The sequence below is a fragment of the Streptomyces sp. NPDC098781 genome (assembly GCF_044759995.1).
Taxonomy (GTDB): domain Bacteria; phylum Actinomycetota; class Actinomycetes; order Streptomycetales; family Streptomycetaceae; genus Streptomyces.
Genome location: NZ_JBIWAK010000012.1, coordinates 201558 through 213060, shown reverse-complemented (window position 1 = coordinate 213060; position 11503 = coordinate 201558). Strand labels below are relative to the sequence as shown.

Genomic DNA, 11503 nt, shown 5'->3' with positions numbered 1-11503 from the left:
TATTCCCCGGGGCCCCCCCCCCCCGGGGGGCGGCCCCCCCCCCCCGCCCCCCCGGCCCCCCCCCCCCCCCCCCCGCCCCGGCCCCCGCCCCCCCCCCCCCCGCGCGGGGCCCCCCCCGCTTCCGTGTCCGGGCGCCGACGTCAGCCGAACCGCTGCACCCCCGAGGGCGTCACCACGGCGTGCACCGGACGGTCGTGCGGCTCCTCGGGGACGCGCTCGACCACCTCGGCGTCGTACAGGAGCACCACGAGCGCGGGATGCGCGCCCGCACGCTCCAGACGCGCGAGGACACGGTCGTACGACCCTCCGCCGCGCCCCAGCCGCAGACCGCGCGCGTCGACCGCCAGACCGGGCAGCAGCACCACGTCGGCGCGGGTCACGGCGTCCGGGCCGAGACGTTCCCCGGAGGGCTCGAAGAGAGCCATCCTCCCGCTGTGCCGGATCTCGGCGAGGGAGTCCGGCCCCGCGTACGCGCCCCAGTCGAGGTCGTTGTCGGGCAGGAGGACGGGCAGCAGGACCTGCACGCCCCGCGCGCGCAGCGCGTCGAGCAGCGCGAGCGTGCCGGGTTCACTCCCCACGGAGACGTACGCCGCCACCACGCGCGCGTCGGCCAGCTCCGGCAGCTCCAGGGCGCGCACGGCCAGCGTGGCCGCCGTTTCCCGCAGGTCACCGTCCGGCAACCTGTTCCTCACCGCGAGGAGTTCTCGCCGCAACGTTCGCTTGTCAGGCTCGGCCGGACGTCCGGCGTGACTCATGGGTCGGTCCCGTTCCCTTCGCAATGTGCTCATATGAGAGCCAAATAACCGGAGCCTCAGATTCCCTCCAAAGGCACCGGATATGGTGTCGGGCATGACTCAGTCCCACCCTCGGATCAGCAAGGCTGTCATCCCCGCAGCAGGCCTCGGCACCCGCTTCCTGCCGGCCACCAAAGCCACTCCCAAGGAGATGCTGCCGGTCGTCGACAAGCCGGCGATCCAGTACGTGGTCGAAGAGGCCGTCTCCGCCGGCCTCGACGACGTCCTCATGATCACCGGCCGCAACAAGCGCCCTCTCGAGGACCACTTCGACCGCAACTACGAGCTGGAGTCCGCCCTTCAGAAGAAGGGTGACGCGGGCCGGCTCGCGAAGGTGCAGGAGTCCAGCGACCTGGCCACCATGCACTACGTCCGCCAGGGCGACCCCAAGGGCCTCGGCCACGCCGTCCTGTGCGCCGCTCCGCACGTCGGCCACGAGCCCTTCGCCGTCCTCCTCGGCGACGACCTGATCGACCCGCGCGACCCGCTGCTCAAGCGGATGGTCGAGGTGCAGGAGCAGCACGGCGGCAGCGTCATCGCGCTGATGGAGGTCGCGCCCGAGCAGATCCACCTCTACGGATGTGCCGCCGTCGACCCCACCGAGGACGCCGACGTGGTCAAGGTGCACGACCTCGTCGAGAAGCCGGCCGCGGCGGACGCCCCGTCGAACTACGCGATCATCGGCCGCTACGTCCTCGACCCGGCCGTCTTCGACGTACTGCGCAAGACCGAGCCGGGCCGCGGCGGCGAGATCCAGCTCACCGACGCCCTCCAGCAGCTCTCGCAGGACGAGAAGGTCGGCGGCCCGGTGCACGGCGTCGTCTTCAAGGGCCGCCGCTATGACACCGGCGACCGCGGCGACTACCTGCGTGCCATTGTCAGACTCGCATGCGAACGTGAAGACCTGGGCCCGGACTTCCGGACCTGGCTTCGCAGTTACGTAGCCGAGGAGATGTAGCGAGTTGAGCACCGCCGCGCCCCGTACCGCCGGTCAGGACCACCTCTGGTCGGTGGACGAGCACCTGGAGGACATCCTCACGACCGTCCGCCCCCTGGAACCCATCGAGCTGCAACTGCTCGACGCCCAGGGCTGCGTCCTGGTCGACGACGTCACGGTGCCGGTCTCCCTGCCACCGTTCGACAACAGCTCCATGGACGGGTACGCGGTACGGGTCGCGGATGTCGAGGGCGCGAGCGAGGAGTTCCCGGCGGTCCTGGAGGTCGTCGGGGACGTCGCGGCGGGCCCGGCCCAGCCGCTCCACGTGGGCCCCGGCCAGGCCGCCCGCATCATGACCGGCGCCCCGCTGCCGTCCGGCGCCGAGACCGTCGTTCCGGTGGAGTGGACCGACGGAGGGCTCGGCGAGGGCCCGGTGACCGGGATGCGGGCCCGCAGCCTCGCCCCCGAGGGCGCGCGCGGCCAGGTGCACATCCACCGGCCGGCCGAGGCCCGCGCGCACGTGCGCGCCAAGGGCAGCGACGTCAAGGCCGGCGACCGGGCGCTCGAAGCGGGCACGGTCCTCGGCCCGTCGCAGATCGCCCTGCTCGCCGCGATCGGCCGCGGCACGGTCCGGGTGCGCCCGCGGCCGCGCGTGGTCGTGATGTCCACCGGCAGCGAACTCGTCCAGCCCGATGAGCAGCTCGCCGACGGCCAGATCTACGACTCCAACAGCTTCAGCCTCACCGCGGCCGCCCGCGACGCCGGTGCCATCGCCTACCGCGTGGGCGCCGTGGCCGACGACGCCGAGACGCTCCGCTCCACCATCGAGGACCAGCTCGTGCGCGCCGACCTCATGGTCACCACGGGCGGCGTGAGCGTGGGGGCGTACGACGTCGTCAAGGAGGCGCTGTCGCACGTCGGCGACGAGGACGAGGCCGGCAGCGGCATCGACTTCCGCAAGCTCGCCATGCAGCCCGGCAAGCCCCAGGGCTTCGGCTCCATCGGCCCCGACCACACCCCGCTGCTCGCCCTGCCGGGCAACCCGGTGTCGTCGTACGTCTCCTTCGAACTGTTCGTGCGCCCCGCGATCCGCACCCTGATGGGCCTGGCCGACGTCCACCGGCCGCGCAGGACCGCGATCCTTGCCGCGGACAAGGCGCTGACCTCGCCGAAGGGCCGCAGACAGTTCCTGCGCGGGACCTTCGCCGACGGCGAGGTGCGGCCGGTGGGCGGCGCCGGATCCCATCTCATCGCCGCCCTCGCGCACGCGAACGCGCTGATCGTCGTCCCCGAGGACGTGGAGAGCGTCGAACCCGGCGCCGAGGTCGAGGTGGTCCTGCTCGGCTGAAGGGCCCTGGTTGGCGGTACCGTGTCGCGCACAGCAGGCCCGTGCGCCGCACCGCGACGGGCCCGGACCGGGAGCGCCACACCAGCATGAGCACGCAGGACCCACCCAGCCAGGACCGCCTGACACACATCGACGAAGCGGGCGCGGCCCGCATGGTCGACGTGTCGCAGAAGGACGTCACCGCCCGCACCGCGCGCGCCGGCGGACGCGTCCTCGTCTCGCCCCGCGTCATCGAGCTGCTGCGCGGGGAGGGGGTCCCCAAGGGTGATGCCCTGGCCACCGCGCGTATCGCGGGCATCATGGGCGCCAAGCGCACGCCGGACCTGATCCCGCTGTGCCACCCGCTCGCGCTCTCCGGTGTGAAACTGGACCTGTCGGTCGCGGACGACGCCGTGGAGATCACGGCCACCGTGAAGACCACGGACCGCACGGGCGTCGAGATGGAGGCCCTCACCGCGGTCTGTGTCGCCGCGCTCACCGTGATCGACATGGTGAAGGCCGTTGACAAGGGAGCGGTCATCACGGACGTACGGGTGGAGGAGAAGACGGGCGGAAAGTCGGGCGACTGGAGCCGGGAATGACATATCGCGCTCTTGTGATCACCGCGTCCAACCGGGCCGCGGCCGGGGTCTACGAGGACAAGGGCGGCCCGTTGATCGCGCACGGCCTCAAGGGCTTCGGCTTCGACGTCGAGGGCCCGCAGGTGGTGCCCGACGGAGACCCGGTCGCCGCCGCCCTGCGCGCCGGTGTCGACGCCGGCTACGACGTCATCGTCACCACCGGCGGCACCGGCATCTCGCCCACCGACCGCACGCCTGAGGCGACCCGTGAGGTGATCGACCACGAGGTGCCGGGCATCGCGGAGGCGATCCGGGCGTTCGGCCGGGAGAAGGTGCCGACGGCGGCGCTCTCCCGGGGCCTGGCCGGAGTCGCGGGGCGCACCCTGATCGTGAACCTGCCCGGGTCCAGCGGCGGGGTGAAGGACGGGCTCGCCGTCCTGGAACCCCTGCTGATCCACGCCGTCGACCAGCTGCGCGGCGGCGACCACCCCAGACCGAGCAGCGGGGGTGCGAGCTGAACAGCCCATCCTGGCCCGTCGTGCTGGGGGACGGCGATGTCGTCCTCCGGCCGATAAAGATGCGCGACCAGCGGGCCTGGCGCGAGGTCAACCGACGCAACCGGGACTGGCTGCGCCCGTGGGAGGCGACGATTCCGCCGCCCACGCCCAGCGGTCCGATCGCGCACCGGCCGACCTACCGTCAGATGGTCCGGCATCTGCGCTCCGAGGCCCACGCGGGACGGATGCTGCCGTTCGTCATCGAGTACCAGGGGCGGCTGGTCGGGCAGTTGACGGTGGCCGGGATCACCTGGGGCTCGATGTGTTCCGGGCATGTCGGTTACTGGGTGGACGAGGCGGTGGCGGGCCGCGGAGTGATGCCGACGGCCGTGGCGCTCGTCGTGGACCACTGTTTCCGGACCGTTGGTCTGCACCGCATCGAGGTCTGCATTCGCCCCGAGAACGGGCCCAGCCGGCGGGTCGTGGAGAAACTCGGATTCCGCGAGGAGGGACTGCGTCCGCGTTATCTCCACATCGACGGAGCCTGGCGCGACCATCTGGTGTTCGCGCTCACCGCGGAAGAGGTCCCGGAGGGGTTGCTCGGCCGTTGGCGGCGGGCGCGCGAAGAGAAGGCGCAGCGCTCGAATCCGCAGAACACCCGGCAGAACTCGCAGGGGAACCCCGCGTAGCGCGGAAGTCGCCGGGGAAGTCGCCCGCGGCAACCTTAGGAATTGAATAAGTGTTCGAAATTGATCGCCGGATGACCGGCTCGGGGCATTAAATTCGCGCCCGGGCGGGATGCTGGTCGCATCGGTCACAAAAAAAGTTCGAAATATCAGCCAGATCGTGCGACACACCGGCTCAATTGGCAGATGGCCTCACGCAAACCCCTCTACCGTGTGAGGCGTGAGCAGCAGCGGCCTCATCTACGCAGTCATTGTCGGGGCCTGGGCCGCCTACTTGGTGCCGATGTGGCTCCGTAGGCAGGACGAGCTGAACGAGGCCCGTCCGACGGAACGCTTCAGCACAGCCATCCGGTTGCTGTCCGGACGGGCGGGGATGGAGCGCCGGTACGCCAAGGACCTGCGCGCGCGCTCCACCGAGGAGGGGGAGTCCAGCGCCGCGGAACCGGGCGGAGTCACCGAGTCGGTGGACGTCCGGGCCTTCGCCGTACCTCCGACCCGTCCGCAGCCCCAGGCGACGGACCGGCCGGCCGACCGGGCGCAGCCGTCCGGGCGCCCGGAGCCGGCCCGGGAACCCGCCCGCGAACCGGTGGCCAAGCAGGCGCCCGAGCGCGTCGGTGTCCCCACCGCCGAACCGGGCGCCGGGGCGGCGGGCAAGGCACGCAAACGCGTTCCCGCGGCCCGGCGTGCCCCTTCCGAGGAGGCGGCCGCGGCGCGGGCCCGGCGTACCAAGGCGCTCGCGCGCCGCAGGCGTACGACCGTCGTGCTCTTCCTCGCCTTCACGCTCGGCGCCGTCGTCGCCGCCGTCGGCGGGCTCGCCTTCCTGTGGGCGCCCGGCATCCCCGCCGTGATGCTCAGCGGGTACATCGCGTATCTGCGTTCCCAGGAGCGCCGCCGCTTCGCCTACCAGATGGACCGGCGCCGTGCCGAGGCCGCCGCGCAGCGGCTGCGCGAGCACGCCCGCCAGTCGCGTCGGCGTGGGACCGCCGAGGCGGGTGCCGGTGCCGCCGAGGCCGACGAGGGGCCCGAACCAGGCACCGATCCCGGGATGTCCGCCCTCGCCGCCGACCGGCGTGCCCTCGTCGAGCAGACCGATCACGCCGAGTGGGTCGACCAGCAGCGTGAGCGGCGGCGCCGACCGGGTCGCGGGGACAGCTGGGACCCGGTCCCGGTGCCCCTGCCCACCTACGTCACCGCGCCGGTCGCGCCACGTGCCTCCGCCGACGTGGACCTCGGGGCGCCGGACGCCTGGAGCTCGGCCCGGTCGAGCCCCGTCGCCCGGGACCGGGAGGCGGGCGACGCGGAGGCGGGCGAGGCGGCTCCCGGGGACGGCAGGGCCGACGGCGGCCGCGTCGGCGACGCCCTGCCCCAGGCCCGGTCGCGCCAGCGCGGGGGGAACCCCTCCCGGCGGGCCCGCGAGCGGGGCCGTACGCCGCTGTTCGACCAGTACGAGGACGGCGAGCGGCCCCGGGCCGCGAACGAGTGACAGCCGTCACCAGGGAACCCTCCCCGGCCGGGCCCCGTCGGCCCGGCCGGGAACGGATTTCCAAGCAGACCGATCGGGGTGCTAAAGTTTCACTCGTTGCAAGGGCCTGTGGCGCAGTCCGGTAGCGCACCTCGTTCGCATCGAGGGGGCCAGGGGTTCAAATCCCCTCAGGTCCACAGCAACGACTTTCCAGAGAACATGGGGAAGTTGGCGAGATCCCGTCCGATCACTGATCGGGCGGGATCTTTCGTTGTGCGGCCGTCGCGCGGCAGTTGTGCGACACACGTGCCCAAGGCGCCCTGGCTCGAGGGGGAGTGTGGAGAAGGCCACCGCACCGTTACCGGCCGGGCATGCGACGCCCCTGCGGAACGCGGCCTTCCGTCGGTTTGTGACCGCCAGTCTCATCTCGGCCACCGGATCAGCGATGGCGCCCCTCGCGCTTGCCTACTCCGTGATCGAGCAGGGCGGTGGAGCCGGGGAGCTCGGTGTGGTGCTCGCCACGAACACCGTTCCGACCGTCGTGTTTCTCCTCATGGGCGGCGTGCTCGCCGACCGGGTGTCCCGCAGTCGGCTGCTCTTCCTCGGCAATCTGCTGGCCGCCGTCGCACAGGGAGCGCTCGCGGTGACCGTCGCCACCGGGCGCGCCACGACCACGTCCATCGCGGTCTGCGGCTTCGTGGCCGGGACGGCGGTGGCCCTTACCGTGCCCGCCACCCAGGGGGCCGTGGCCCAGATCGTGCCCGCGGGGCAGTTGCAGCGGGCCAACGCCCTGCTCAGGCTGCCGACCAACGCCGTCAAGGTGGTCGGACCGGCCGTCGGCGGAGTCGTCGTCGCGTTCAGCGGCCCGGCCTGGGCGCTGAGCTGGGACGCGCTCACCTTCGCCGTCGCCGCCTTCCTGCTGCTCGGGCTGCGCCTGGAGGCGCCGGTCGCCGTGGGCGGCGCGCTGGGCGATCTACGGGACGGCTGGACCGGCTTCTGGTCGCGGACCTGGCTGTGGACCTACACCGTCGCCGGCACGGTCCTCGTCGCTGCCTGGCTGGCCGGGTTCCAGTTGCTCGGGCCCGTCGTCGCCGCCGAGGAGTACGCCGGGGCGCGTGACTGGGGGCTGGTGCAGGGCGCGTTCGCGGCGGGGCTGCTGCTCGGGTCGGTGGTGTGCCTGCGCTGGCGGCCGTACCGCTTGCTCGCGGTGGCGGTCGCCTCCGGTCTGCCCATGGCCCTGCCGCTGCTCGCCATGGGGTGGGGGCTGCCGCTGCCCTGGCTGCTGTTGACCGTCCTGCTCGCGGGCGTCGGGCTGGACGTGGCGATCGTCAGCTGGACGACCACCTTCCAGCTGTATGTGCCGCAGCGGGAGTTGGGGCGCATGAGCGCGTTCAACAGCGTGGGGGAGCGGCTTGCGATCCCGCTCGGCTATCTGCTCACCGCACTCGCGGCGGGCAGGTGGGACAACGGGACGGTGCTGGTGGCGTGCGCCACTCTCCTCGTCGCCGCCGTCGTCCTCAACCTCTGTGTGCCGGACGTGTACCGCGTCACCGCGGCACGGAAGTGACCGCTCACAGCGCCTTGGCGTAGCACAGGCTGAGCTCGTGGAAGCGGTAGTAGCCGAACTTCCGGCACGGCTCGTACCCGCTGGACGTGTACAGCGCCACCGCCTCTGGCTGCTTGGCGCCGGTCTCCAGCACCATGCGGACACGGCCCGCCGCCCGCGCGTCCTCCTCCAGCGCGGCCAGGATGCGTCTGGCGAGACCGCGGCCGCGCATCGACTCCACGACGAACATCCGCTTCAGCTCGGCGTCGCCGTCCTGGTTGCCCTCGCCGTTGTCGTCCTGGGCCCGCCAGCCGCCGGAGGCGACCGGGACGCCGAGCTCGTCGTACGCGATCAGGTACAGGCCGTTCGGCGGATCGAAGTCGGTCGGGGCGAGGGGCGTGGCGTCGCCGTCGTCGCCGTAGCGGACGGCGTACTCGCCCTGTACCTGGTCGTTGAGTTTCACGGCGTCGGGGTGGTCGAAGGAGACGCGGCGTATATGCATGCTAGATACCGTATATCAATTCAAGATCAAGGGGTTCCAGAACCGGACAACGTCCAGTGTGCCGGTAGGGTGCCGGAGTGCTCACTGTGACCTCTGTGAATGTGAACGGGCTGCGGGCCGCCGCGAAGAAGGGCTTCGTGGAGTGGCTCGCCGGCACCGAGGCCGACGTGCTGTGCCTTCAGGAGGTGCGCGCGGAGGAGCAGCAGCTGCCCGAGCACGTCCGTACCCCCGACGGCTGGCACGTCGTGCACGCGCCCGCCGCCGCCAAGGGCCGCGCCGGCGTCCCCCTCTACACCCGCCGCGAGCCCGACCGTGTCCAGGTCGGCTTCGGGTCGGCGGAGTTCGACGGCAGCGGCCGCTATGTCGAGGTCGATCTGCCGGGTGTGACGATCGCCTCGCTCTATCTCCCCTCCGGCGACGTGGGCACCGAGCGCCAGGACGAGAAGATCCGCTTCATGGGCGAGTTCCTGGCCTACCTGAAGGGCCTGCGCGAGCGCGCCGCCGCCGACGGCCGCGAGGTCCTCGTCTGCGGCGACTGGAACATCGCCCACCAGCGGGCCGACCTGAAGAACTGGCGCGGCAACACCAAGAACTCCGGCTTCCTGCCGGAGGAGCGCGAGTGGCTGAGCACCGTCCTCGACCCCGCCGCGGGCGGCTATGTCGACGTCGTGCGGTCGCTGCATCCGGATGTCGAGGGGCCGTACACCTGGTGGTCCTATCGGGGGCGGGCTTTCGACAACGATTCAGGGTGGCGGATTGATCTTGCCGTGGCCACCCCAGGGCTCGCGGAACGGGCCGTCAAGGGCGTGGTGGAGCGAGCGGCGAGCCACGAGGAGCGGTGGTCGGACCATGCCCCAGTGACGGTGGTCTTCGAGATGTGACGCGGGCCGAGCGATCGGGTCGCGTGCCCCGCTCGGCCCGCCCGTCGACCTCAGCGGTTCCGGCGTGCCCCGAGCGGTTCGCCGAGCGTGAAGGTCAGGCGTGAGGTGTCGGGTCCGGCCAGGCGGGCGGGGCCACCGCCGCAGTGGCCTTTGGCGACGACGACGCGGGCGCCGCTTTCGAGGAGAAGCTCTCGTGAGACGGGGATGTCCGTCCCGGTGGCCACTCGGTATCGGTCGGCCGTGTACGCGTCGAGCCAGTCGGACCGAATTCCGGCTGGGGCGGGGCACACGTCACCTCGGGCGGTAGCGCGGCACACGTAGTCGCCGTGCGGATAGCTCTTACGGGCCGCGAAGTACATGCGTCCGTCGCAGCCCGAACAGTGTGCGATGCCGGTGAGCAGCGCTGTCCTCCGACGCCTCGGTCGACGGGTGCCGTTGGAACGTGCTTCAAGGGCGTGTTGCAGTGCTTGAAACTCCTCGTCGGACAGCAGCGGTTGTCCGATCAGCACCGGGTTGCCCACGGTGTCGCGAACCGTCTGGCCCCCATGGGTCCGGTGCCCCATCAGTGCGGGGCTGCGCAGCACCTTGGAGAGGGTCCCTGAAGTCCAGCGGAATCGGTCGAAGTCCCGTCCGTGGCGACGGCCACCAGTCGGGCGGCCTTGCAGTTGGGCATGTCGGTCGCGGGGCACCGGTACATCCGCGTCGTTCAGCTCACGCGCGATGGTGATCAGTGATCGGCCAGCATGTACATGTTCCACGATCAGGCGGACGACTGTGGCGCTCTCGGGATCGGGTGCCAGGCACCACCCGCTGCCCGAGGGATGTGGCGCCTTCCGGTAGCCGAAGGGAATCAGCCCGCCTCCGTAGCGGCCGGCTGCGCGCAGTGCTTCATGACTGCTGGTGAGCCGGGCGGAGATGGTGTGCGTTTCCTGCTCGGCGGCGTGGGCGAGGTCCATGCACCGCCGAAGGGTCGCCCCGTCGGCCTGCGGCGTCACGACGAGCGGATGAGCGTCCTCCGGCATGCAGAAGACCAGTGTCCGGGAGCGCTGTCTGCCCCATGTGATCAACTCGGCCATGTGTGCCACGGAGCGAACAGCGCGATCCACGTGGGACCAAATGACGGCGTCGTATTCGTCGGGTCGCTCCAGCCACGGTGACAGGGAGGGCCTCTTGAACGGTGATGTCCGGCGGGCTGACACCCCGAGGTCAGAGGCCTCGGCGATCAGCGTGAAGCCGAGCCTCTCGGCGTAGAGGCGGATGACGGACCGCTGTCGGCTCGGTGAGGTCGTCGCGCTGGTGACGTTACTGAGGCGCAGTGCGGCAAAGGCTCTCGGCCGCCGCTCGACGGAGGCCGAGTGAGGCGAAACGGACAGGGGTGCTCGGTGACTGCGCTCGGGCACGTCGACGCTCCTTGGCGATGTCGGTCACATCCGGGGGCTGTGGCGCAGCCGCCGGGGCTTTCGGTCTCACTCTCGGAGGGCGAACGCGATTTCGTTTGTGATCGCCTGGAATGTGCCTCTTTATAGTGAAAGCGGGGTAAATGCGAGACTCTCGCGAAGGGTTGAGCTAATCGGCCGACGTGGATCGGCGGCCTCGCCGGCTACGACTGCTTGCGCAACCGCCGGTCCAGCGCCAGTGAAAGCTCCGCCTCCACCACGCTCCGGGCGAGTGGGCGCAGGCGTTGGAGGTCGTTCTCCTGGGCGTGGCGCAGGACCAGGTCGGCGAACATCTCGGCCAGGTCGTCGACGTGTTCGCGGACGCGCTTGCCCGCCGCCAGGACCTCCGCGAGCGGGATGCCCTCGCTGACCAGGATCGAGGAGACGTCCAGCAGGCGGCGGCTGATGTGGACGATCTCGTCGCCGTCGGTGCCGAGGTAGCCGAGGTCCAGGGCGGCGGCGAGGTTCTCGGGGGTGACCTGGCCCTCGAAGCGGGCGGCGAGTTCCTCGGGGGTGAGGCGGACCGGCTCCTCCTCGGTCGGGGTGACGCCGAGGACGTCGGCGACGTCGCGGCCGTGGTCGAGGGCCTCGGCCAGTTCCGCGATGCCGGTCAGGGTGTGGCCGCGCTCCAGCAGTGCCGCGATGGTGCGCAGGCGGGCCAGGTGGTGGTCGTCGTACCAGGCGATGCGGCCCTCGCGGCGAGGTGGCGGGATCAGTTTGCGTTCTCGGTAGAAGCGCAGGGTGCGCACCGTGATGCCGGCCAGCCGGGCGAGCTCCTCCATGCGGTATTCACGCTTCTCGGTCACCCCGGCACCTTAATTCGTACCGGCGGTAACTTTCCTCGCTCCGACCCC

General features: G+C 71.4%; 12 protein-coding genes and 1 tRNA gene. 9 read left to right on the top strand and 4 right to left on the bottom strand.

Features of this window, described 5'->3' with window-relative positions; all coding sequences use genetic code 11:
- Positions 1-140 precede the first annotated feature (140 nt).
- Positions 141-755, bottom strand: coding sequence for a 5-formyltetrahydrofolate cyclo-ligase (locus ACIQWG_RS37745; protein WP_404104631.1), 615 nt, complete (start codon positions 753-755; stop codon positions 141-143).
- 94 nt (positions 756-849) lie between these two features.
- Between ACIQWG_RS37745 and galU the strand changes: the two genes are divergently transcribed.
- The 8 genes from galU (at position 850) to ACIQWG_RS37705 (ending at position 7851) form a co-directional block, all read left to right on the top strand.
- Positions 850-1752, top strand: a complete 903-nt coding sequence (gene galU / locus ACIQWG_RS37740; protein ID WP_404104629.1) for a UTP--glucose-1-phosphate uridylyltransferase GalU — start codon at positions 850-852, stop codon at positions 1750-1752.
- Positions 1753-1756: 4 nt separating this feature from the next.
- A complete protein-coding gene (glp, locus tag ACIQWG_RS37735) occupies positions 1757-3079 on the top strand; it encodes a gephyrin-like molybdotransferase Glp (protein ID WP_404104626.1) in 1323 nt (440 codons plus the stop codon).
- An 86-nt stretch (positions 3080-3165) separates the two neighbouring features.
- Positions 3166-3660 carry a cyclic pyranopterin monophosphate synthase MoaC gene (gene moaC, locus ACIQWG_RS37730; protein WP_404104624.1) on the top strand — a complete coding sequence of 165 codons (495 nt, stop codon included), beginning with the start codon at positions 3166-3168 and terminating at the stop codon, positions 3658-3660.
- Positions 3657-4157, top strand: a complete 501-nt coding sequence (locus ACIQWG_RS37725) for a molybdenum cofactor biosynthesis protein B (protein WP_404104621.1) — start codon at positions 3657-3659, stop codon at positions 4155-4157. Before moaC ends, ACIQWG_RS37725 begins: the two co-directional genes overlap by 4 nt.
- Before the next feature lie 20 nt (positions 4158-4177).
- Positions 4178-4825: a GNAT family N-acetyltransferase gene (locus tag ACIQWG_RS37720; protein WP_404104618.1), complete on the top strand. Its 648-nt coding sequence runs from the start codon at positions 4178-4180 to the stop codon at positions 4823-4825.
- Positions 4826-5042: 217 nt separating this feature from the next.
- A complete protein-coding gene (glpR, locus tag ACIQWG_RS37715; RefSeq protein ID WP_404104615.1) occupies positions 5043-6305 on the top strand; it encodes a gephyrin-like molybdotransferase receptor GlpR in 1263 nt (420 codons plus the stop codon).
- Between the two features lie 102 nt (positions 6306-6407).
- Positions 6408-6481, top strand: a tRNA-Ala gene (locus ACIQWG_RS37710).
- A gap of 140 nt (positions 6482-6621) precedes the next feature.
- On the top strand, positions 6622-7851 hold the full coding sequence (locus tag ACIQWG_RS37705; protein WP_404104613.1) for an MFS transporter: 1230 nt from the start codon (positions 6622-6624) through the stop codon (positions 7849-7851).
- 4 nt (positions 7852-7855) lie between these two features.
- On the opposite strand, the gene ACIQWG_RS37700 is transcribed toward ACIQWG_RS37705, so the two are convergent.
- Positions 7856-8332: a GNAT family N-acetyltransferase gene (locus tag ACIQWG_RS37700; RefSeq protein WP_404104610.1), complete on the bottom strand. Its 477-nt coding sequence runs from the start codon at positions 8330-8332 to the stop codon at positions 7856-7858.
- Positions 8333-8409: 77 nt separating this feature from the next.
- On the opposite strand from ACIQWG_RS37700, the gene ACIQWG_RS37695 reads away from it, so the two are divergent.
- On the top strand, positions 8410-9213 hold the full coding sequence (locus ACIQWG_RS37695; RefSeq protein WP_404104607.1) for an exodeoxyribonuclease III: 804 nt from the start codon (positions 8410-8412) through the stop codon (positions 9211-9213).
- Between the two features lie 50 nt (positions 9214-9263).
- Here the strand turns inward: ACIQWG_RS37695 and ACIQWG_RS37690 are convergent, their stop codons facing one another.
- Positions 9264-10613: a recombinase family protein gene (locus ACIQWG_RS37690; RefSeq protein ID WP_404104605.1), complete on the bottom strand. Its 1350-nt coding sequence runs from the start codon at positions 10611-10613 to the stop codon at positions 9264-9266.
- Between the two features lie 200 nt (positions 10614-10813).
- Complete coding sequence (locus ACIQWG_RS37685) at positions 10814-11455, bottom strand: MerR family transcriptional regulator (protein WP_404104602.1); 642 nt, start codon at positions 11453-11455, stop codon at positions 10814-10816.
- Positions 11456-11503 lie beyond the last annotated feature (48 nt).